The sequence below is a fragment of the Adhaeribacter terrigena genome, from assembly GCF_016623615.1.
Lineage (GTDB): Bacteria > Bacteroidota > Bacteroidia > Cytophagales > Hymenobacteraceae > Adhaeribacter_A > Adhaeribacter_A terrigena.
The window spans coordinates 192853-213048 of record NZ_JAEHFX010000008.1 but is presented as its reverse complement, the minus strand read 5'-3'; the positions used below and the strand labels follow the sequence as shown (position 1 = coordinate 213048).

The window sequence follows — 20196 nt, the reverse complement described above, 5'->3', positions numbered from 1 at the left end:
TTTTCATTTGGTTCTGAAAGCAATTCACAGATTCTTGTTCATCATCAAAATCCATAAAATCGTGTTCAGATAATTTGACGCAATAACGTGCGGGCAGGCCAAGGCCAAGCCCTGTCCCTAGGTGGGTTTTACTTTTCCACCCTTAAACCCTACCGTTTTTTTCACGCTTTGCCCAAAAAAGCCCCTCCCTGGTTTTTAGGGGAGGGGTTGGGGTGGGGTAAATTTCTTACCTTTGCCCAAACGCTATATTCTTTTCATTTGAAACTACTGCGCAAACTTCTGGAAAACATGCTGGGCTTTAAGGGCTACCTCCGACTGGTGAGCAAGACCTACATCATTATGGTGGGCGCCGGCCTGATGCAGAAAAAATATCCCGAACTTTTCTTTTTAAAAAAGATCATCCGGCCGGGTTTTACCTGCATCGATATTGGCGCAAATCTGGGTTATTATTCTACTTTCCTTTCCAAACTGGCCGGGCCGAAGGGAACAGTTTTAGCCGTGGAACCCATACCGTTATTTCAGCAGATCTGGACCGATAACGTGAAAGCCAGCGGCGTAGATAATCTAAAATTGTTGCCATATGCTTTGGGAAGCGAGAATACAACGATCCAAATGGGCACGCCGGAACGCAACGGCTTGCTGCATCACGGCATGACCAAAGTGGTAAGCAGCAATGCCCAGGAAAAATACGCGCACTTTTACGACGTAGCCATGAAAGTACCCGACGAACTGTTTTCGGGTTTGCAACGTTTAGATTTTGTGAAGTGCGATGTGGAAGGGTTTGAGTTTCAGGTTTTCAGCAACATGCAGCAAACGCTGGCCCGGCACCTGCCACTTATTCAGACCGAACTGAACGGTGACCACAATCGTGACAGCGTAATTGCGTTATTAGAAAAGCTGGGGTACCAAACCTGTGTCCTTTCGGCAGAAAATGAACTGAAACCCGCCCGTGGCGCAGAAATTGCAAACCACCACGGCGACTTTTATTTCAAACCAGTAAAGCATGCTTAAGTTTATAATAGTAACTTTTTTCATCATTATGTTCATCCGGCTGGTGGCGCCTTTTTTGCTGCGCTGGCTGGTGAAATACCTGTTCAAAAAACACGTAAGTAAAGGCACTTTCGGCGCGCCGCAACATCCTTTCGGCGATTCGCAGCAGCACCGCTACCAAAAGCCAACCGGCAACGTGCGCGTAGATTATATCCCCGAAGAGCACCAGAAACCAAAGAAGGATTTTGACGGCGGACGGTATGTAGATTATGAAGAAGTAAAATAATAGTTCTATCTTTCAGGCGTTTTTATCCGGACGTTTTTGAACAGACATGAACCGTACCTTTTCCTTTAAACACCACCTGTTGCCTCACATCATTGCGGTGCTCTTTTTCTTCGGCCTTTCGGCTACCTATTTTTCACCCATCTTATTCGAAGGCAAAGCGTTGCCGCAGAACGATATTCTGCAGCACCGCGGCAGCTCGCAGGAAGCAACTGCGTTCCGCGAAAAAACCGGCGAAGAAGCCCTCTGGACCAATTCTATGTTCAGCGGCATGCCCACGTACCTCATCAGCACCAAATTCCCCGGCGACCTGATGAAGTTTGCGCACCAGGCCATTACTTTCAACTTGCCGGCCATGGTAGCCAACGTTTTCCTGGCCTTGGTTTGCGCCTATATTCTTTTTGTAGCCTTGGGCATGAGCACCTGGCTTTCTATTGCGGGGGCCATTGCGTTTGCCTTTACTTCCTACAACCTCATTATTCTGGAAGCGGGCCACAACACCAAATCATTAGCCATTGCTTATATTCCGCTGGTACTGGCCGGCCTCATCATTACGTTCCGGAAAGGCCGGCGTAATTTCTGGCTGGGTGCCGCATTTTTTGCCTTCGGTCTGGCCATGCACATCCGCATGAACCACTTGCAGATCACCTATTATTTGTTGCTGATCGTACTGATCTTCGGAATTGTGGAACTCATCTACGCTATAAAAGAAAAGTGGCTGGGCGAATATTTCAAGCGGGTGACAATTCTTGCTTTGGGCGCGATGCTGGCCGTGGGGGTAAGTTTCGGGCGGGTGTATGCTACTTACGAGTATGGCAAATATTCTATCCGCGGAAAATCGGAAATTAAGCCGCTGGAAAATGCCGGTGCTACGGCAACCGGCAGCGGTCTGGACCGCGATTACGCCTTTAACTGGAGCTACGGCGTGGGCGAAACCATTACCCTGTTAATTCCGGATTTTTACGGCGGCGCCAGCACTTACAGCCTGAATGACAAATCGGAAACCTACCAGGCTTTATTGCAGGTGGGTGCTCCCGAAGGCCAGGCCCGCGACATTGTAAAGAACATGCCGATGTACTGGGGCGACCAGCCGTTTACGAGCGGTCCGGTTTACGTGGGTGCTATTATCTGCTTCCTGTTCGTGCTGGGCTTGTTTCTGGTAAATAAAAGGATCCGCTACTGGCTTTTAGCCGCCACCATCCTTTCTATTCTGCTGGCCTGGGGCAAGAATTTCGACGCTTTTAACTATTTCATGTTCGATCATTTCCCGGGTTACAATAAATTCCGGGCGGTTTCCATGGCCTTGGTTATTGCGCAGGTAACGATTCCGTTATTGGGTATTCTGGCGCTTTATGAAGTGCTTTATGGCCGCAATAAAAACGTAGATTATACCAAAGCGGTGCTTTATTCGGCAGGCATTACGGCCGGGTTTGCGCTGCTGGCCATGATCGTGGGCAGCATGAGCGACTTTATTGCGCCGGCTGATGCCCAGCTGCAAAGTTCCGGTTTCCCGGTTCAGGTTATTAATGCTTTGCGCGAAGACCGGGCCGGTATGATGCGCGGCGATACTTTCCGGACCATTATTTTTATTTTACTGGCCGCCGGGGTGCTTTATTTCTACCTGAAAGGCAAACTTTCGGCTACCGTGGCTTCGCTGGTGGTGGGCGCTTTAATTTTAATTGACCTTTGGAGCCTGGATAAACGCTACCTGAAACACGATGCTTTCCAGCGTCAGATCATGGAAACGCATTTTCAGCCAAGCCCGGCCGATCAGCAGATCCTGCAGGATAAAGACTTGAGTTACCGCGTGATCAATCTGCAGAATCCGTTCAACGATGCGCGCACGTCTTATTTCCATAAATCGATCGGCGGCTACCACGGAGCCAAGCTGCGCCGCTACCAGGACCTGATAGACCGGCACATTTCGCAGAACAATTTTAAGGTGCTGAACATGCTGAACACGCGCTACTTTATTACTGGCGATCCGAAAATGCCGGTGCAGCGCAACCCGGAAGCCTTGGGCAATGCCTGGTTTGTAAGCTCCGTGAAGCCGGTAAACAACCCCGACGAAGAAATTGCCGCCCTGAAAGATTTCGATCCGAAAACGGAAGCCGTGGTAGATATTTCAAAATTCCCGGTAACCAACCGCAGCTTTAACGCCGCCGGCTCTACCGTAAAACTGACTTCGTATTCACCAAACGAACTGACTTACGACGTAAATGCGGCACAGAACGGCCTGATCGTTTTCTCGGAAATTTTCTACCAGGATGGCTGGAACGCATACATCGACGGTAAACTCACGCCGCACCTGCGGGCCAATTATGTACTGCGCGCGCTGGAAGTTCCGGCCGGTCAGCATAAAGTAGAATTTAAATTTGAGCCGAAGGAATATACCATTGGCAATACCCTAACGCTTATTTCTTCCATCTTGCTTTACGCGGTAATTATCGGTGCCATTGTGTTTGCCGTAAAAACCAAGCCGGAAGAAAACCAGCCCATCGTGTAAAAAATGCTATGCTTTTTAAGTTAAAAACCGGTTGGCAGAAGCCGGCCGGTTTTTTCTTTTGCCTGGCAACTATTTCCGGGTTTTTCACCCCGAAAGCATAGCGTTTTTAGCAGTACCTGCCAGATTAAATTAGATTGCCACGGTAATATTATTGTGTCATCATTATAGCGTCATCCCGAGCTCGTCGAGGGATCTAACGCGCACCGCACCTGCCCGAAAACTAATTATAAATCTGGAGCAACAGGAATTCCTTGCCGCGCTCGAATTCCATAGCAGTACCCGTAAGTTTCTTCGACAAGCTCAGATTGACCCACTTTAAAATTTAATATTGGTTTAGACTTTTTCACCCGAAAACCCTACCGTTTTTATGACTGTTTCAGCGCAAGTGCTTTCAGATTTTTTCCGGAGAACGCCGCCGGTGCCGGTACAAAAACTGGAAAGCGAACTGCTGCATGGGAAACAGATTGAACTTTACGTGCGGCGCGAAGACCTGCTGCATCCGGATGTTTCGGGCAATAAATGGCGCAAGCTGAAACACAATTTGCTGGCCGCCGCCGAACAGCATTTTGAAACCTTGCTCACCTTTGGCGGCGCTTTTTCGAATCACATTGCGGCGGTGGCAGCTGCCGGCAAACTTTTCGGCTTTAAAACCATTGGCCTGATTCGCGGTGAAGAACATCTGCCTTTGAACCATACTTTGCAGCAAGCTACCGAAAACGGCATGCAATTGCATTACCAGGACCGGGAAACTTACCGCCGGAAAAATGAGCCGGATCTTCAAGCCCGCCTAAAACAGCAATTCGGCCATGCTTATCTTATACCGGAAGGCGGCACGAACGCGCTTGCTTTAAAAGGCTGCACGGAAATAATTTCGGAAATAAAAGTAGATTTTGACGTGCTGTGCTGCGCCGCCGGAACCGGGGGCACGGCGGCTGGTTTGCTTTGCGGTTTAAACGGCTCGAAAGCATTGCTGGCTTTTTCCGCGCTGAAAGGCGATTTTCTGCAACAGGAAATTGATGCGTTCACGCAGATCTGCTCCGGCAGAACGTACCGGAACTGGCATTTGCAGACTGCTTATCACTTCGGTGGTTATGCCAAAACCAAACCCGAGCTTTTTGCTTTTATCCAGGAGTTTGAACAGCAATTCCAGATCCCGCTGGAGCCGGTATACACCGCTAAAATGTTCTTCGGTTTGTTTGAATTGATCAGACAGAATCATTTCCCGGCGGGCACTAAAATTATGGCGCTTCATACAGGAGGCTTACAGGGGAATGCAGGCTTTAAGAAGGAATTTAATTTTTAGTTTTTGGGTTAAAAAAGATAGCGTTTTGCGAAAGAATTTCCTGCGCTGCCCACTCTTTATTTGTTTCTGCGTAATCAGCATTTAAAAACTATCCATGTTCCTTTACCGCCTCATCCGTACCTTTTTGCCGCTGCTTTTACTGGTTTTGCTGGCCGTTTTTCTCTGGAAAAAATTCCGGCCGGAATCGCTGTTTAAGTCTGAGGAAAAAGTAACCGTTTCGCACCACACCGTACTTACTAAAGTAGAAGCGCTGGGCAAAATGGAACTGGTACGCTACAACTTTAAAGACGTGGTAGAATACAAAAAAGGCATCATGTTTCTGCCCGATTCGCGCAGCGTTTTAATCGTGTCCGGCGAAGCGGTAGGCTGCATCGATCTGCGCAAACTCACCGAACAGGACCTGGTTTTTTCCGGCGATTCGCTGCTGACTGTTTACCTGCCCAAGCCCGAGATCTGCTACTCCAAAGTAAACCACGAAAAATCGAAGATCCTGCTCATGGAAAACACCTATTTCCGGGATGCGGAACTGGTAGACGAAGCCTATAAATACGCCGAAAAAAATATTGCCCGCACCGCCAATCATTCCGGTATTCTGCGCCAGACGGAAGCAAACGCGCACAAGATCCTGAAGCCGCTGCTGGAAAATTCTTCGGGCCGGAAAGTAATTATCAGAAAGCAGTCTGAAAAAATGCAGGTGCCTACCATCCAAAAGCGCTGAAAGTCAGGAATGGGAACGGTTACTGTTAAAATTTCCGGGCTTTAATTTCCCTTCCCTTCCAGTTCTTTTAAAGCATCCTGAATCAGGTCGGTTTCGTAGCCTTTGGTTTGCAGGAAATAGGTAATTTTTTGCTTGCGCGCAAAGGGGTTGCTTTCTTTTTCGGTGCGCATTTTCTTTTCGGTTAAATGCAGCAGATTTTCCCAATACACTTCCGGATCAATTTCTTTCATCCCTTTTTTAATGCAGTAATCGGAAATGCGTTTCCCTTTTAAACCCTGCAGGATTTTGCGCCGGCCCCATTTTTTTAAGCCGTATTTTCCGCGCACATACGAAGCCGCATAACGCTCTTCGTCGATCATTTTTTCGGCGCAAAGCTTCACGATCAGCTCTTCCACGTCGTCGGGCTCCAGGCCGTAGGTATAGAGTTTATCGCGCACTTCCTGCTGCGTGCGTTCCTGGTAAGCGCAGTAGGCGGCGGCTTTGAGCAGGGCTTCTTTGGGCGTGTAAGTTTTATTTTTCTTCGGCTGTTGCACTTTTTGGGGTTAAAAAGATAGCGTTTTTACGCGGCTTATTCAGAACAAAATTCTACGGCCAAACATTCGATTCCACAGCCCGGAATCCGGTTTATTTTCAGTTGCCGTTATAGCGTTGCGCCGGCAAAAAACGGTAGGATCCGGGGCGAAAAAAGTGCCGGTTAAGTTAATCGTCCTGCTTTATTTCGCCGCTCAGAATTTTACGCAGCACTTCGGCCAGCGGCTCATATTCCTGGAAACCCTGCGTGAGCAGATACAGCTTTTCTTCGTGCTCTACCACTATCGCCGGGAAACCGGTAATTACCCAGTTCTTGGCCAGTTCGAAATCGCTTTGGGCCTGTTCGCGGTATTTTTTCTGCTGAAATTTCAGGCGAAAAACGTCTTCGGGCAAGCCAATTTCTCGGCATAACGGAAAATACGTTTCAACTTCGTTCAGGTCATGGCCTTGCACGTAATGCAGCTGCTGGATTTCGTGCGCCAGGTGAATTTGCTGATCGGAAGCCTGTTCCTGCAGAATCTTCAGCGCAATGGCCGGCGGCAGCGAATTGCTCACGTAAGTTTCGGAAGTTAAAATGCCGTTCACGTACGGTTCGCCAAACTTTACGCCCGAAACCTGCTCTACGCTCGGCACCGAACGTTTGATGTAAGTAGCCATTTCCCGGATCGGGCCCACGCGTTCGCCGGTGATCATGCCGCCGTTTACCACTTCAAAATTGAACTGATTCTGAAATCCGGCGTGAAGCTTTTGCATGACCGGGGCAAACCCAAAGCACCAGCCGCAAAGCGCGTCGTAAATATAAAAGAGAGTAGGTTTCTGCATAAAAAACAGGTTTGAAAGGGCCCAAATTTAATCATTAAAAACGGGAAAGCGTTTGCGGCAGTGGAAATTACAGATCGGCCGGGCCACAGCCATTTTCACGTTTTTAGCATCCAATTTCCGGCGCAGAAGTTTCCGGTTATCCTGTAATTGGTTCGGTTCGCAAAAAAAATTGGACAATTTTAAAAGAAACGGGATTTTAATTAAAACTCTGGCACTATATATCCGTTTATATATCCGACTGAAAAGTAACAGGTTAGCGTGCTTTCTCCATAAAAAAAGGACTTTTACTTGCCGCCGGCCGAATTGTTTCACTAAATTAAATTAAGAAAATGGCATCAACCAGAAGAACTCAAACCAACATTGTTCCGGAAGCTGTATCTAAAGTAGTAAGCAAAGTTGTGCGGAAAGTAACGAAAGCAGCAGACGGCATGACCGGTAAAAAATCTGCAAGTTCGGCCTCTACCGCTAAATCCGGAACCAAAAAAGCCAGCACCACAACTGCTAAAACCAAAACGGCTGCAACCAAAACCCCTGCTACCAAAACGGCAACCACCAAAAAAGCAAGCACGGCAAAAGCAAGCGCTGCTAAAACGCCGGCTACCAAAACTGCTTCGGCTGGTAAAACAACTACAGCGCCTAAAAAGGCAGCTACCGGTACCACCCCCAAAAAAGCAACCGCGGCAAAAGCAACTAAACCGGCCGGCACGACCAAAAGTGCAGCTACCAAAACCACCACCACGGCCAAAAAAACCAGCTCTGCCAAATCTACCGGCGCAAGCAAACCAGCCGCTAAAAAAACTACCGGCACCACTACCAGCCGGGCTACCGGCACCATGGCCAAAAAAGCAAGCAGCAGCGGCGCCACAACCCGAAAAACCGGGGGCACCACCGCTTCTACCAAAAAAGCTGCCTCTTCTGCAGGCAGTAAAAAAACGGCAGCTAAGTAGTTTTTACTACTCCAACTTCCGATCCATGAAAGCCGGGCTCCAGGAGTCTGGCTTTTTTTTATAAACCGGCCCGAAACCCAACTCTAAGGCCCGTTTTTCGTTTCAGCAAATATTCAAAATCACCTAACTTAACAGCGTAAAAACCTAAATCCTATGACAAAAGGAAAAGACAAAAAAGAGCATAAAGAAATTGCCGATGTAATTGCCGATGCCGTAGGCGATGCTGCCCGCGACACTACCAAAAAACTGGTAAAAACGGTAGAGAAAAAAGCCGAAAAACTGGTTAAAAACGTGGTACCTGGTTTAGGCGAAGAAAAGAAAACCACTAAAAAAGCATCGGCTAAAAGCGGCGATAAAAAAGAAACCTCAGAGAAAAAAAGTAGCAAAAAAGATTCTGATAAAGATAAAAAAGCAGGCAAATAGATTTTAAAGCCGCATACAAATCTATAAGAAATGTGGCTTTTACCATAAAACTAAACAAAGCCCCGGAGTTTGCTCCGGGGCTTTGTTTGTAAACGCTATGCTTTACCCTGGCAAAACTCTGGCCGCAAAATTGCACTTATTCTATTGCAAAACGTTTTAGTAAAAGCAGATACAAAATTCTGTACCTCCACCGTTTTTTAAGAAAGGCAACGCTATGAATAAGATCTTCACCCAATATGTAACCGCATTGTTCATCGGTTTTTCGGCGCTTGCGTTTTTCCCGGAAAATGCAAAAGCGCAAACCTATAAAAGCCCTGCTAAAACCCGCGGCGCCCGCGATATTGTAAAAGAAATAATTGACGTGGTAGGCTTAACGCCCCGGTTTGAAATGCGCGAAGCCGAAATTGATAACGCCGCCGCTGTGATCATGAACGGTCGCCGCTATATTCTCTACAATACCCGTTTCCTGAACCAGGTGAACTCCGCTTCCCGCACCGACTGGGCAGCAGTAAGTATTCTGGCGCACGAAATTGGTCACCATTTAAACGGGCACACGCTGCTGAAAGGCGGCAGCAACCCAACCGATGAACTGGAAGCGGATGAATTTTCGGGCTTTGTACTACGGAAAATGGGCGCTTCTTTAACCGATGCCCAGGCAGCTATGGCCGTGCTTTCCGATGAATATGAAACCCCTACGCACCCCGGCCGAAAATCGCGTTTAACAGCTATCAGCAACGGTTGGCGCAATGCCAACAGCCAGATGCTGGCCGGCAACAATTCCGTATCTGATAAACCAGTAGCCATTGCCACCCAAAAGCGCACCCCGCAGCTTATTACCAGCGAAGAGGTGGAGCCAACCTTAGACAGCCGTTTTATCCTGACCAAAGTAACGTTTAAAAATGCCCCGCGCGAAGAGTTTTACATTACCACGTACGGCAATTTAGTACGGGTAAAAAACAAGCAACTCGAAATAATCGGCAAGCTGGCGCAGACCAATAACGAGCAATTCCCGTTCGTTTTTAAAAGCGATAAAATAGACCCGCTTTTTGTAAGCAAAACCGGTAAAATCTATAACCGCAACGGCAAAGAGTTAGGCTGGCTTTCCTGAAATAAACGGTAGGGTTTCAGCCTCCAAAACTAAAAAGCTGCATTTTATGGTGCAGCTTTTTTTGTGTTCATTCAGGCAATTTCACCGGTCTTTCAGGAATTTTACCGGCAGCCAGCTCCAGCAAAACATCGTAATACCGCCGCTTCAGGATCTTCGCTTTCAGCCAGGCATAAAAACTGATGGATTGAATATCTTCCTGTTCCGGAGGTAAAAACTCCAGCTCTTTTTCAATCAGTTCTACAAAATAAGGCTGTTCCAGCAGATACGGATCTTCTATCAGTTTTTTCAGCAATTGCAGGTACCCGCGCACGTTGTGGTAAGCTTCCTGCGCCAGTAAAGTTTTAAAACTGCGCTCCATGATCCGTACTTTATTCATGGCCAGTTCCGGGTTTTGCAATTCCAGCTGCAAAATGAGTTCACCCATATTCTTTTTCAAGACCCACTCCTTGCCCATTTTAGTTTCGCAGAATTTATCGGAGTGCGGCAAACGCATCAGGATCAGGTTAGCTTTTTTGTAGTTTTCCTGCGCGAAATACAAAAAGCTCAAGCCAAATTGCGCCGTAAGCTGGTCGCGGATGCTGAGCAGATTTCCCTGCTTTTCGATCAGCTCCTGCATCAGTTCCGAAGCTTCTTCCAATTGCTCTAAAAAAGCCAGGTTTGCCGTTTTTAAAAAAACGTAGCGCGGGTAAAATTGCAGCATTAGGCTCTTGGTATTGGTTTTCAGTTCGGCATAAATTTGCTCCAGGTAAGCGTTGCTCTGGCTGAATTTGCGGTTCCGGTAAAGTACGTGCGCGATCATGTAAAGCAGGTTCAGTTTATAGTGCAGCTGCGCTTTGGTAAAACCGCTTTGCTCTTCCAGTTGCTGGAACTGCGCAATAATATACGGCTCGAACTGGTAAAAATCTTTCCGGGCCAGCACCGCGCTGCGGGCAATGGTCATGAGTTTATAAAAAATAGAAGGCCGCCGGCCCGCCACTTCGGTGAGCTGAAAATCAGAAAGCACTTTTTGAATGATCGCATCGAAATGCAGGTCGCGGCCCTGCGCGCGCACCTGGGTGAGTTGCTCGCGGATCAGGCTGGCCGCAATGTTGGCGCGCTCTTCTTCGTCGGCCGCCAGCTTGTTTTCGTTGCGCTTCTGAATGATCTGGTGCAGGTTATCGGCAAATCCGCTGTCGGCTTGTTCTATCTGCAGGTTGTAAATATTATTCAGCAGATCGAATTTTTCGTTTTCCTGAGCCAGCTTTTCGGCTTTGCGCAGCAGGTTCCAGGCCAGGCGGTCGGCGCGGGCCTCAAACAAATACGAAGCCAGCGAAACCATGCCCATAACCGACGAAACGGAAGTACTATCTTCTTCCATGCGTTTAAGCAAAATGAAGTCCGAAAGCTGGCGCATGAGGCGCTTGCGAAGCGCGTAGTAAGCCATGCTGTTTTCGGCTTCCGGGTAAATTTTACGCTGTAATTCCGCCGGTTTTAACTTTTTAATTTGCTGCAAAGCCTGAAACAAAGCCACATCCTTACGGTCATTGTGTCGCTGCTGGCGCTTCATAAAATCCAAAAACTCCCTTTTCTGATCAGGAGTCAACGTATCGATGGTAATTTTGAGATCATCCATATAGAAAAAGCCAGGCAGGTAAAATAAACTACCAATATAAATAAAATTTTCTTTCCGGAAACATCTTATTTACAAACCAATATTCTACTGATTTTCAATGATTTAAAACTCAAAAACCCTACTCCCCAAAGTCTTATTTTCCTGATTTGTGGTTTTACTTTCCCTTATACCGCGCCGTATCTTTATCCGGAAACATTACAAAACGGTATCATTTAAATGCATAAAACTATGAAAAAATCTCTACTACTAAGTTTATGTTTGCTGGCATCTTTAATTGCCGCCGCGCAAGACGTGATCACCAAAAAAGACGGTCAGGAAATTCCCGCTAAAATCCTGGAACTTACGCCCGACCTGGTTATTTACAAACGCGCCGATAATCCGGAAGGGCCAACTATTTCGGTTTACAAGCACGAAGTGTTTATGATAAAATATGCCAACGGTGTGAAAGATATTTTAACGCCGCAGCCGCAAGCCAAACCCCTGCCAGTTGCGCCGCGGCCGGCGCCGAAAGAAGTAAAAGTGGCAGACCCGCCGCAACCCGAAGAACCGGCTCCTTACCAGATGAAACTGAACGGTCCGCGCTTTGGCGTAACCTACATTACCGAAGGCAAACTAACCAGGCGCCTGGCCGAGGAATTTGATGCTACCAGCCCCGTTATTTCGCAATTTGGCTGGCAGTTCGAAACCCAGATCTTTAACATTGAGGGCGGCCCGACCGGACTGGTAGAATTTATTCCGCTTATCGGCGGCTTAGACCAGGGGGCATTTTTACCAAGCGCCAGCCTCATGTTCGGTCTGCGCGGCGAATCGGGTATGGAGCTTGGTTTCGGACCAAACATATCGCCTGCCGGCACGGGCGTTGTACTGGCACTGGGTACTTCTTTCACCTCGGGCAACGTGCATTTTCCGGTAAATTTTGCAGTAGTTCCGTCTAAAGATGGAGCAAGATTCAGCCTTATGTTCGGCTTTAACTACCGGAAAAGATGAGCGGCGGGCCGGCACTTTTTAAGCCGTTTTTCATAGCGTTTTGAAACATTTCAGCGGCATTGAAAGATGTTTATCAGGTTCGTTATCTGGAAAAATTTGCTTTTTTTTAACCGCCGAAACATTTAATAAACGGTGCAATTACCTTATCTTGGCCGGGCAATTAATCGCCAGTCAAATCATCTAACGCATGAAAAAAATATTGCTGCTTACCCTTACCATTTTTGGTTCTTTTTTCGCTTCTGCCCAGGATACCTTAATTAAAAAAAGCGGCGAAGAAATATTGGTAAAAGTGCTGGAAATTACCCCCGACCTCGTAAAATACAAACGTTTTGATAACCCGGAAGGCCCGGTAATTTCAACCCGGAAAAGCGATCTTTTTCTGCTGCGTTATGCCAATGGCGCCAAAGAAGTTTTTAATGAACCGGCGTCAGGCGCCAAACCAATTCGCCAGGCGCCCGCTGAACCGCTCTATATTGCCCCGCACCCTGATGAACTGGCGCCGGAACAAATAAAGCTGAACGGCCCGCGCATTGGTTTAACCCTGATTGCCGAAGGCGAACTGAGCCGCAAACTGGACCGCGAATTTGAAGCCAGCCGCCTTTTAACGCAGTTTGGCTGGCAATTCGAAACGCAGATCTTTATGAGCGACCGCGGCACTTCCGGTTTGCTCGAACTTATTCCCCTGATCGGCGGTCTGGAGCAAGGGTTATTTTTACCGAGCATCAGCGGCATTATTGGTTTAAGAGGTAAATCAGGTTTTGAAGTTGGCGTTGGCCCGAACGTATCGCTGGCCGGAGCCGGACTGGTTTTTGCCACCGGGGCCACCATAAAATCTGGCAATATGAATTATCCGCTGAACTTTGCTTTTGTACCTTCTAAAGAAGGCGCACGCTACAGTTTCATGGTTGGGTTTAACTACAGAAAGAAAAATCAATGAAATTAAGATTCCTTTTCCTGAGCCTCCTTTGGTTTACTGCCTCCGGCCTTGCCTTGGGGCAGGATAAATTACTGGACCGGAACGGCAACGAATACCTGGTAAAAGTGCTGGAAATAACCCCGGATTCTGTTATTTACAAGCCTTTTCCGGATTCCGCCTCTATCAACACATACGTTATACCCAAAGCTGCGGTGTTTATGATCACCTATCAGAACGGGGTTAAAGATGTATTTCTGGAAAACCTGCCGGAACCCGAAGTGCAGGCTGTCGCGCTGGACAAAGATGCCCTTTATAACCTCGGAAAAACGGATGCAATAAAATATTTTAAACCAAGAGGCGCTTACTGGGGCACGCTGGGAGCAACGTTGCTTTATCCACCGGTCGGGCTGGGCGTAGGCGCTGTAATTGCCGCCACCCCTCCTTCCCGCCACAACATGGAAACCAACAACGTTACATTGCTGGATAACCCCCATTACACCGAAGGCTATAAACAGCAGGCCAAAAAGAAAAAACTGGGGAAAGCAGCTGCCGGCTTAGGCACAGCCGTAGGGATTTATGCTGCTTTTTTTATTTTAATTATTGCAGCCTTCGTACAATAAAGGTAAAAAACGCTACCCTTTTTGAGCTGAAAACTAAAAAAGCTGCCTGGCAAACCGGGCAGCTTTTTTTGCTCTGATCCTTTACCGGCGTAACTGTTACCGGCGACGGGTAGATCTTTTCTTAGCCGGATAGCGGCGGGAAGAATACTTCTTTTTAGAATAATATTTTTTGCTCGAACTGTTGGAAGGTCCGTATTTAACCGGTTTGCTAGCTTCAACCGCTAACTGTTCCTGGTACTTGCGCGGCACTAAAAGATCGCGTTCAGCTTGCTCGGCAGGCGAAAGGCTGGCTTCAAGCTTTTGAGGATCGTGGTTTGGGGATTCAGTTTTGGAAGCTTCGCTGCCATTTCCCTGCGAAAACCCTGGTGTAAAGGCCAGCATGAAAAGCAGCGAAAAAAGGTAAAATGCTTTCATTATCTGATAATAATTTGGTTAACGGATTCAAAATTAAACTTTTCGAATGAAAATTGCACTAAAAAATTACTTTTTTTTCCTTTTACCCCCTTTATTGCGCCGTTAACCCGCTTTTAAGGCCCTTTTAGGTAGTTGATTGTTTCAGAAAAGCACAACTTGTTCAATCATCTTCTACCGGGAAACGTATAAAAAAAGCCGCCCGGTTTTCCTTAATCCCGGGCAGGCTAATATCTATTGTAAACTAAAAAGAAAGGAAAAACGCTATGCCAAGAGGAGATAAATCTGCCTATACCGATAAACAAAAGCGGCAGGCCGAACACATTGAAGAAAGTTACGAGAAAAAAGGCTTAAACCATGAAGAAGCCGAAAAACGCGCCTGGGCCACGGTAAACAAACACGACCACGGCGGCAAAAAAAGCGGCTCCGGTCGCAAAAGCGCTTAATTTTTTAAGTAACGTCACAAGAACAGCTACATTTATAAAACAAAAAGCCGGCTCTTTGCTCAGAGCCGGCTTTTTCATGCCTGTTATTCAATATGTCAGCGGTTACTGCTAAGAAGATTATCCATACCACGGGCGGCAGCGGCGGCGGCTAAACCACCCAAAAAGTACCAGGCCACCGTCATGACTTTGGTTTGGGTGGTGCGGCCACTTGGCGCCGTGCCCAAACCCATTGGCCCGGGAAGCACCACGCCCCCTAACCCACCGGCCAACCCAAGCAGGGAGCCGCGAAGCCAGGCATTTCTATTGCTGCCCACCAGGCTGTAGTACAAAGCATTGGCCACAATATCGCCAACCATGGTTATACCGAACAATTTTTCTTCGGCAGGTGGTTCGGCGTTGGCGGCGCGCATGGTTTGGGCAATTGCCCGCATGCCCAGCAGATCCATCCGGGGCGCATCCGGGTGCAGGCGGCGCATGGTTTCGTGCACCAGCGTCAGGGCACAGGCACCTGCCAGGCCACCGGCCAGTGATATCAGCACGCGGTTACTGGCAGCGCCGGTACTCTTTTTCCGTTTATTCTTTTTCATAGTAAGTTTTTTATGGCTGGGTAAATAAGTGCAGGAATAATAATTCTTATCTCTGGCTGTTCCCTGGCTGTAAAACCCGATCGGAACCTGCTCTAATAACGCGCCGGCGGCATTCAGGTTTTCGGAGCCGGTTTTTCATCTTTGCCGAAAGGAATCAAACTGATGTCGCCGCTCCGCTCAAAGAAAGCATCCTTCACATTTGTCAGGTCTTGCATTTTACTTTTCCGGCAAGCTTCGTACAGATCGTTCAGGCTTATCTTTTCCTGTTCCATTTTATTCCAGAGCAGGTTGCCATCTTTAATAAGCTGCGTTTCCCTTCCCTTCACATATTTCCCGAAGCCCTTTATATGAAACGAAGTCATGGCCAGCAGCCAGTGAAAACCGACAAGCAAAAGGGCTGTGAAAAGAGTGGCAAAAAACGGCGAATTACCGGTAATGGCGCGGCTTAAAATGGAACCCAAAATAATGGCCAGAACAAGATCCAGTGCGGTACTTTTGCTGAAAATCCGCCGGTCGCCGTAACGCACCATAAACAGCGTTAACAAAAACACAAGAATACCGCGCACCCCCATTTGCCACCATAAAATGTCCTTAGAATCCGGACCGATCAACGTGTTCAAAAAATCGAGCATAGAAATTACCAGATTTGAGAATTGTACCGAAGGTTTAAAATTAATGCTTCCGGCCGCAGACCCGCGGAAGAAAACGCTAGGCTTTTAGCGCGAAAAACTCTTTAAAGTTATAAGCTGCCACTTATCTCTGATCGCATAATTGAGGGTAAACCCATGGAAACATGCCAGCTACAGAAGTTTAAAAAGTTTGAAATTTTACTTTAACGAAACATTTTGGTAACCTGATACCCAATAAATTACGTAAGTAAGCCTAAAGTTTTAAAAAAATAATACATTACAATATTAGTATATTCATGGAGAAGGCCACTTTTGCAGCGGGTTGTTTTTGGGGGGTAGAAGCCATTTTCCGCCAATTAGACGGGGTAAAAGCTACCTGCGTTGGTTATATAGGGGGCATAACCGAAAACCCTACCTACGAAGAGATTTGTTCAGATAAAACTGAGCACGCCGAAGCAGTAGAGATTACCTATGATCCGGCACGCATTTCTTATCAGGATCTGCTTGACGTTTTCTGGCAACAGCATAACCCTACCACCCTCAATCGTCAGGGGCCGGATATTGGCGCACAATACCGTTCAGCCATATTTTACCACAACCAGGCGCAGAAAGAAGCCGCCCAGATATCCAAAGCTTTGCTTCAGCAATCCGAAATTTACCGGAACCAGCCTATTGTAACCGAGATTTCGGCGGCCGGGGTATTTTATAAAGCCGAAGAGTACCACCAGCAATACCTGGAAAAAAGAGGCTTTACGAATTGCATAAACGTACTTACCAAATAAATGAAGCCCGGGCTCGACTATTAAAGCAGGCGCAACCATAAATACAAGAAAGCCCGGCGCTGTAATAGCGCCGGGCTTTCTTATGTAAGTTAATTCCTGAAAAGCTTATCGCTTAAGTCTGCCGGCAATGCCGCTGAAGTTCATTTTTGAACGCTTCGATAAATAACCGGCGCCTAAAACCAGCAAAGCACCGCCAATTACTTTTTGCGTAGTGCTAAGGCTATTCACTTTTTTAATTGCCATATCACTATATTGCTTTATTTTTTCCGGAATTTGACCGTTGCCTAACATGCCGGTTAAAGCTTCCATATTAAAAGCATTGCTTTTATTAGAAGCAGAAGCAGCATTTTGCGCTGAAGACTGAGCCTGGTTTGGCTTGTTCGTTTTATTTTCCATAATTTTTGAAAGTTAAAGGATGAAAATTAGCCGGCCTTTTTAAGCTAAATTTTGCAGTAAGCCCGGAATGCTATACCGCTATTTTACAGGTTTAGGTTGCAATTATTTTTCATTTTTCTAATACTGAGTTTTTCGCCTCAAAGTGCTACCGTTTTTTCTAAATAGTACACCTGATTCGAAACGACTAGCCGAACCTGCGCGCCGGGCTTGCGTAAATTGCTCTTACGGCAACGCACTCAAAGCCAAGCCGATGTTTAACTTTACTGATTACAACTATGAAAAATCATAAGAACGAAAGTGGCGAACGCGGTCACCGGAATCATTTAGAAGGCGAAGGAACAAAATCAGACCGTCAGGGTGGCGGGCCAGGCGAACGCAGCAGCATGGCCGGCGAACAGGGCGCTAAAGCCGAAGAAACGAACACGGGCATCCGCTCGCATACCAGCGCCGGCGATGTGCATGGCGCCGGCAGTTTAAAAGATGGTTCCAGCAACGACCAGACGCCGGAAGAACGCGGCACCGGGCTGCACCTCGGCGACGATTACCGCATACATAAAGTAACAGGTGAGCAGGATGAAACCGTGCGTCGCCAGACCGGAACCACCAACCACGAAGGTGGTAAATCCGATGGTTCGGGTGGCGGTAAAAGCAGCGGTGGTGCCGGGCACGGGTCGCAGGAACATAAACATGCTCCATCTACATACAACGACCCGCACAGAGGCAATAACCCTTCTGCCTGGGTAAAAAACAACGCTAAAGGCAGCAGTGGCAGCAGCGGCACTTCCGGAAACCCGGAAGATTATGAAGGCTACGAAGGCGGCACGCCTCCCGCAAAACTAAAAAGCGGCGGCGACCATCAGCACGGCGGCGAATTCCCGCCAAGAACCCGCCAGAACCCGAATGAAGAAGGCAGTTCGGCGGGAAGCCACTAAACGTAGATTAAACCACTAACCGTTATAGATTAAACTTTCAATTAAAAAAGTCCCGGAATTTCATACCAGAAGTTCCGGGACTTTTTTGTGCTTAAATCCTAACGTTTTCCCGGTTCCGGTGGGGCCACTTCGGTTTTACGTTTGTGCTTATCGTAGAAATAAAATATCAGGAAGGCGGTAATTCCAATGGCGGAAAGCCAGATAAGGCCGGTGGTAAGGCTTTTTGAATCGTTGCCGATGAAGGCGATAAGGGTAATAAGCGGCACGACTCCGGCGGTGGTTGCTCCTAAAAATTTCCAGAAACCCAGGCCCGTAGAACCGGCTACAAAGCTGATCGCATCATTAGAGATAACCGGAATTACGCGCGCAATGGCAACGGCCCAATAACCGTAGCGGTCTACCTGCGCTTCCACTTTTGTAGCCGCTTTCACGCCCAGTAATTTGTGCACCAGCGCCACTCCGGCCCAACGCCCAACGCCGTAGCCGATTATAGAAGCCAGCATGATGCCCGAAAAAGCAATTAAACTACCCCAAACCGGACCGTAAACCAGGATGGTAATAATGATGATAGCCAGCACATTTACCACCACCATAAACATCTGCACGATCATAAAAAGAATGATGACCAGCGGCCCCCAATAGCCAAATTGTTCTACCCAGGCTGATATTTTCTGCTGGTCGCCGGTCTTCAGCACCGACCAGGCTTCGCTTAGAAAACCGGCAAAGGGCGGCCAGAAAAAGTAAAGCGCAAACACGGTTCCTACTACGCCAAGCGTAATGTATAAAGGCAGTTTGCTCGATTTTTCTTTATTTTCAGGTTTCAAAACAGAATTGGTTTGTTACGGGAGAAGATCGCAGCATTTTACGGGTTTTTGACCAGAAAAGGATACCATTTTTTATTTCCGGCCTGGTTTTATTTGGTTTGCTGCAGCATTTGCAGGCTGGCTCTGGTTTTACGATAACGTTTCTTTTCCAGACGAAAATCTGGCGGCGGCGATAGATTAGTAAAATATTGGAGGCCGTCGGCGCGTAACGTTGCAGATGCAGTTTCGAAATTGTCGTCGGAGAGTTTTACCAGCAGGCGCGCAAACGCATGGTCAGCCAGTTTATAGTGCCCTAATTCCGCCCGATAACCGGTATCGAGATCGTAGTCTTGCAGGTTCGGCAAACTTTCCGGCAGGTTCTGTAATGAAAGCTGGTAATCTTGCAGGGCAGTCGCAAAACTTATGGCAAACAAGCTTTCGGCTTCGGGCGTGGGAATTTCGAAATGGAGCGGTTCCAGGATCCCGATCTTGGGCACAAACCGGAAAACCGCCGCCAAGATCCGCGCCGAAATGCCCGGCTCATCGTTTTTCCGGCTAAACAATTCGTTAAAACTGCTTTTGCGTAGCAGATGCGCTACTTCCTGGTCGGCAGCGCTGCCTTCATTTTTCATAGCATCTTTATCTACCCACTCCCAGCCAATTTTGGTGACCTGCGGCAAAACTGCTTTCACCGCAATTTTGAAAACGAACGCTGCCAGCGGCACATACACAAAAGTTTGTTTCAATTTTAGCCCGTAGGTTTTATAAAAAGCACGTTCCAGTACTTCCCCGGCTACTTTAAAGCCAATAAAATCGCGGTAAGCCTGAGGCGCATAATTACCGCGCGCCGCCTGCAACACATCAAACCCGAATTCCATACGCATATGTGCCACCGGATCTTCTTCGTAAGTAACCACTTCGCCAAAGTATTTGCGGGTTTCAGGGTAAATCAGCGGTACGCTTCGGTTGGTTCCTAGTTTATGCCCCTGAATATCGCCGTGGTAATGCGCCAGCGCGCCCAAAGCAAAAGCCAGTTCGTTGCGGTTCGTTGCTTCGGAAATAAGGTTTTGGGTAAAATCACCGGTTCGTACGTAATGCACTAAGTCGGTAAAAAAGCGGCTTCCAAAGGGATAATACCCCATATCGGGCATAATGGCGCCGCCGTAAGCATACGCGTGCGCATCTTTTAGTTCCTGGAGCGTTGCGCCCGGAAACCGCTTTTCCAGGACCGGTACCAGTTCTTTTTCCCAGGCGGCATCGATCATGGCCTGGTGCGTAAGGATGGAATAAGCCCGCAATTCTGTGCAGGAAGCCTGCAGCAAAAACAGCAAAAAGCAGAGGGTAATTTTTAGGTACAAAGCAATTTCGTTTGTACTGCTGCTTACGAAATTGCTGCAAGTCTGTTTTTAACCCCGTACCGGCAGTTTTGAAAGCTAAATCCTTA

23 protein-coding genes are annotated in these 20196 nt (G+C 47.6%); 14 read left to right on the top strand and 9 right to left on the bottom strand.

Annotated features, from left to right (window positions below; genetic code table 11):
- Positions 1 to 258: 258 nt before the first annotated feature.
- The 5 genes from I5M27_RS15310 (at position 259) to I5M27_RS15290 (ending at position 5800) form a co-directional block, all read left to right on the top strand.
- On the top strand, positions 259 to 1011 hold the full coding sequence (locus I5M27_RS15310; RefSeq protein WP_200507202.1) for an FkbM family methyltransferase: 753 nt from the start codon (positions 259 to 261) through the stop codon (positions 1009 to 1011).
- The gene (locus tag I5M27_RS15305; protein WP_200507201.1) at positions 1004 to 1276 is read left to right on the top strand and encodes a DUF4834 family protein; all 273 of its coding nucleotides are present in this window, start codon (positions 1004 to 1006) and stop codon (positions 1274 to 1276) included. The genes I5M27_RS15310 and I5M27_RS15305 overlap by 8 nt, the downstream gene beginning before the upstream one ends.
- Before the next feature lie 46 nt (positions 1277 to 1322).
- Entirely contained in the window at positions 1323 to 3779 is a 2457-nt protein-coding gene (locus tag I5M27_RS15300; RefSeq protein ID WP_200507200.1) for a YfhO family protein, read from the top strand.
- 367 nt (positions 3780 to 4146) lie between these two features.
- A complete protein-coding gene (locus I5M27_RS15295; protein WP_200507199.1) occupies positions 4147 to 5082 on the top strand; it encodes a 1-aminocyclopropane-1-carboxylate deaminase/D-cysteine desulfhydrase in 936 nt (311 codons plus the stop codon).
- Positions 5083 to 5176: 94 nt separating this feature from the next.
- Positions 5177 to 5800 carry a DUF4230 domain-containing protein gene (locus I5M27_RS15290; protein ID WP_200507198.1) on the top strand — a complete coding sequence of 208 codons (624 nt, stop codon included), beginning with the start codon at positions 5177 to 5179 and terminating at the stop codon, positions 5798 to 5800.
- Between the two features lie 41 nt (positions 5801 to 5841).
- Here I5M27_RS15290 and I5M27_RS15285 read toward each other — a convergent pair whose 3' ends face one another.
- Positions 5842 to 6333 carry a regulatory protein RecX gene (locus tag I5M27_RS15285; RefSeq protein WP_200507197.1) on the bottom strand — a complete coding sequence of 164 codons (492 nt, stop codon included), beginning with the start codon at positions 6331 to 6333 and terminating at the stop codon, positions 5842 to 5844.
- A gap of 166 nt (positions 6334 to 6499) precedes the next feature.
- Positions 6500 to 7153: a DsbA family protein gene (locus I5M27_RS15280; protein ID WP_200507196.1), complete on the bottom strand. Its 654-nt coding sequence runs from the start codon at positions 7151 to 7153 to the stop codon at positions 6500 to 6502.
- 329 nt (positions 7154 to 7482) lie between these two features.
- Here I5M27_RS15280 and I5M27_RS15275 point away from each other — a divergent pair, with 329 nt between their 5' ends.
- The 3 genes from I5M27_RS15275 to I5M27_RS15265 all read left to right on the top strand — a co-directional run bounded on the left by I5M27_RS15275 (position 7483) and on the right by I5M27_RS15265 (position 9631).
- Positions 7483 to 8100: a hypothetical protein gene (locus tag I5M27_RS15275; RefSeq protein ID WP_200507195.1), complete on the top strand. Its 618-nt coding sequence runs from the start codon at positions 7483 to 7485 to the stop codon at positions 8098 to 8100.
- 153 nt (positions 8101 to 8253) lie between these two features.
- Positions 8254 to 8523, top strand: a complete 270-nt coding sequence (locus tag I5M27_RS15270; protein WP_200507194.1) for a hypothetical protein — start codon at positions 8254 to 8256, stop codon at positions 8521 to 8523.
- A 214-nt stretch (positions 8524 to 8737) separates the two neighbouring features.
- Entirely contained in the window at positions 8738 to 9631 is an 894-nt protein-coding gene (locus I5M27_RS15265; RefSeq protein WP_200507193.1) for a M48 family metalloprotease, read from the top strand.
- A gap of 67 nt (positions 9632 to 9698) precedes the next feature.
- Here the strand turns inward: I5M27_RS15265 and I5M27_RS15260 are convergent, their stop codons facing one another.
- Positions 9699 to 11243, bottom strand: a complete 1545-nt coding sequence (locus I5M27_RS15260; protein ID WP_200507192.1) for a hypothetical protein — start codon at positions 11241 to 11243, stop codon at positions 9699 to 9701.
- A 228-nt stretch (positions 11244 to 11471) separates the two neighbouring features.
- Here I5M27_RS15260 and I5M27_RS15255 point away from each other — a divergent pair, with 228 nt between their 5' ends.
- From I5M27_RS15255 to I5M27_RS15245, 3 genes are all read left to right on the top strand, one after another.
- Positions 11472 to 12230 (top strand): hypothetical protein, encoded by a 759-nt coding sequence (locus I5M27_RS15255; RefSeq protein WP_200507191.1) that lies wholly within the window; start codon positions 11472 to 11474, stop codon positions 12228 to 12230.
- Positions 12231 to 12417: 187 nt separating this feature from the next.
- Positions 12418 to 13167, top strand: coding sequence for a hypothetical protein (locus I5M27_RS15250; RefSeq protein ID WP_200507190.1), 750 nt, complete (start codon positions 12418 to 12420; stop codon positions 13165 to 13167).
- Positions 13164 to 13766, top strand: coding sequence for a hypothetical protein (locus I5M27_RS15245; protein WP_200507189.1), 603 nt, complete (start codon positions 13164 to 13166; stop codon positions 13764 to 13766). The genes I5M27_RS15250 and I5M27_RS15245 overlap by 4 nt, the downstream gene beginning before the upstream one ends.
- Before the next feature lie 96 nt (positions 13767 to 13862).
- Here I5M27_RS15245 and I5M27_RS15240 read toward each other — a convergent pair whose 3' ends face one another.
- Positions 13863 to 14180, bottom strand: a complete 318-nt coding sequence (locus I5M27_RS15240) for a hypothetical protein (protein WP_200507188.1) — start codon at positions 14178 to 14180, stop codon at positions 13863 to 13865.
- Positions 14181 to 14443: 263 nt separating this feature from the next.
- Here I5M27_RS15240 and I5M27_RS15235 point away from each other — a divergent pair, with 263 nt between their 5' ends.
- A complete protein-coding gene (locus I5M27_RS15235) occupies positions 14444 to 14623 on the top strand; it encodes a hypothetical protein (RefSeq protein ID WP_200507187.1) in 180 nt (59 codons plus the stop codon).
- 95 nt (positions 14624 to 14718) lie between these two features.
- On the opposite strand, the gene I5M27_RS15230 is transcribed toward I5M27_RS15235, so the two are convergent.
- Positions 14719 to 15210, bottom strand: coding sequence for a hypothetical protein (locus I5M27_RS15230; protein WP_200507186.1), 492 nt, complete (start codon positions 15208 to 15210; stop codon positions 14719 to 14721).
- A 113-nt stretch (positions 15211 to 15323) separates the two neighbouring features.
- Positions 15324 to 15842 (bottom strand): DUF421 domain-containing protein, encoded by a 519-nt coding sequence (locus I5M27_RS15225; RefSeq protein WP_200507185.1) that lies wholly within the window; start codon positions 15840 to 15842, stop codon positions 15324 to 15326.
- Between the two features lie 293 nt (positions 15843 to 16135).
- On the opposite strand from I5M27_RS15225, the gene msrA reads away from it, so the two are divergent.
- Entirely contained in the window at positions 16136 to 16621 is a 486-nt protein-coding gene (msrA, locus tag I5M27_RS15220) for a peptide-methionine (S)-S-oxide reductase MsrA (protein WP_200507184.1), read from the top strand.
- Positions 16622 to 16726: 105 nt separating this feature from the next.
- Here the strand turns inward: msrA and I5M27_RS15215 are convergent, their stop codons facing one another.
- Positions 16727 to 17017: a hypothetical protein gene (locus tag I5M27_RS15215; protein WP_200507183.1), complete on the bottom strand. Its 291-nt coding sequence runs from the start codon at positions 17015 to 17017 to the stop codon at positions 16727 to 16729.
- Between the two features lie 275 nt (positions 17018 to 17292).
- On the opposite strand from I5M27_RS15215, the gene I5M27_RS15210 reads away from it, so the two are divergent.
- On the top strand, positions 17293 to 17949 hold the full coding sequence (locus I5M27_RS15210; protein ID WP_200507182.1) for a hypothetical protein: 657 nt from the start codon (positions 17293 to 17295) through the stop codon (positions 17947 to 17949).
- 98 nt (positions 17950 to 18047) lie between these two features.
- On the opposite strand, the gene I5M27_RS15205 is transcribed toward I5M27_RS15210, so the two are convergent.
- Positions 18048 to 18773 (bottom strand): TVP38/TMEM64 family protein, encoded by a 726-nt coding sequence (locus I5M27_RS15205; protein ID WP_200507181.1) that lies wholly within the window; start codon positions 18771 to 18773, stop codon positions 18048 to 18050.
- Between the two features lie 89 nt (positions 18774 to 18862).
- Positions 18863 to 20110 carry a zinc dependent phospholipase C family protein gene (locus I5M27_RS15200; RefSeq protein ID WP_200507180.1) on the bottom strand — a complete coding sequence of 416 codons (1248 nt, stop codon included), beginning with the start codon at positions 20108 to 20110 and terminating at the stop codon, positions 18863 to 18865.
- Positions 20111 to 20196 lie beyond the last annotated feature (86 nt).

Bases quoted from the DNA above. Each gene is read 5' to 3' on its own strand.
- I5M27_RS15305 (WP_200507201.1), top strand. From the start codon at position 1,004: ATGCTTAAGTTTATAATAGTAACTTTTTTCATCATTATGTTCATCCGG.
- I5M27_RS15300 (WP_200507200.1), top strand. From the start codon at position 1,323: ATGAACCGTACCTTTTCCTTTAAACACCACCTGTTGCCTCACATCATT.
- I5M27_RS15295 (WP_200507199.1), top strand. From the start codon at position 4,147: ATGACTGTTTCAGCGCAAGTGCTTTCAGATTTTTTCCGGAGAACGCCG.
- I5M27_RS15290 (WP_200507198.1), top strand. From the start codon at position 5,177: ATGTTCCTTTACCGCCTCATCCGTACCTTTTTGCCGCTGCTTTTACTG.
- I5M27_RS15280 (WP_200507196.1), bottom strand. From the start codon at position 7,153: ATGCAGAAACCTACTCTCTTTTATATTTACGACGCGCTTTGCGGCTGG.
- I5M27_RS15275 (WP_200507195.1), top strand. From the start codon at position 7,483: ATGGCATCAACCAGAAGAACTCAAACCAACATTGTTCCGGAAGCTGTA.
- I5M27_RS15270 (WP_200507194.1), top strand. From the start codon at position 8,254: ATGACAAAAGGAAAAGACAAAAAAGAGCATAAAGAAATTGCCGATGTA.
- I5M27_RS15265 (WP_200507193.1), top strand. From the start codon at position 8,738: ATGAATAAGATCTTCACCCAATATGTAACCGCATTGTTCATCGGTTTT.
- I5M27_RS15260 (WP_200507192.1), bottom strand. From the start codon at position 11,243: ATGGATGATCTCAAAATTACCATCGATACGTTGACTCCTGATCAGAAA.
- I5M27_RS15255 (WP_200507191.1), top strand. From the start codon at position 11,472: ATGAAAAAATCTCTACTACTAAGTTTATGTTTGCTGGCATCTTTAATT.
- I5M27_RS15250 (WP_200507190.1), top strand. From the start codon at position 12,418: ATGAAAAAAATATTGCTGCTTACCCTTACCATTTTTGGTTCTTTTTTC.
- I5M27_RS15245 (WP_200507189.1), top strand. From the start codon at position 13,164: ATGAAATTAAGATTCCTTTTCCTGAGCCTCCTTTGGTTTACTGCCTCC.
- I5M27_RS15240 (WP_200507188.1), bottom strand. From the start codon at position 14,180: ATGAAAGCATTTTACCTTTTTTCGCTGCTTTTCATGCTGGCCTTTACA.
- I5M27_RS15235 (WP_200507187.1), top strand. From the start codon at position 14,444: ATGCCAAGAGGAGATAAATCTGCCTATACCGATAAACAAAAGCGGCAG.
- I5M27_RS15230 (WP_200507186.1), bottom strand. From the start codon at position 15,210: ATGAAAAAGAATAAACGGAAAAAGAGTACCGGCGCTGCCAGTAACCGC.
- I5M27_RS15225 (WP_200507185.1), bottom strand. From the start codon at position 15,842: ATGCTCGATTTTTTGAACACGTTGATCGGTCCGGATTCTAAGGACATT.
- msrA (WP_200507184.1), top strand. From the start codon at position 16,136: ATGGAGAAGGCCACTTTTGCAGCGGGTTGTTTTTGGGGGGTAGAAGCC.
- I5M27_RS15215 (WP_200507183.1), bottom strand. From the start codon at position 17,017: ATGGAAAATAAAACGAACAAGCCAAACCAGGCTCAGTCTTCAGCGCAA.
- I5M27_RS15210 (WP_200507182.1), top strand. From the start codon at position 17,293: ATGAAAAATCATAAGAACGAAAGTGGCGAACGCGGTCACCGGAATCAT.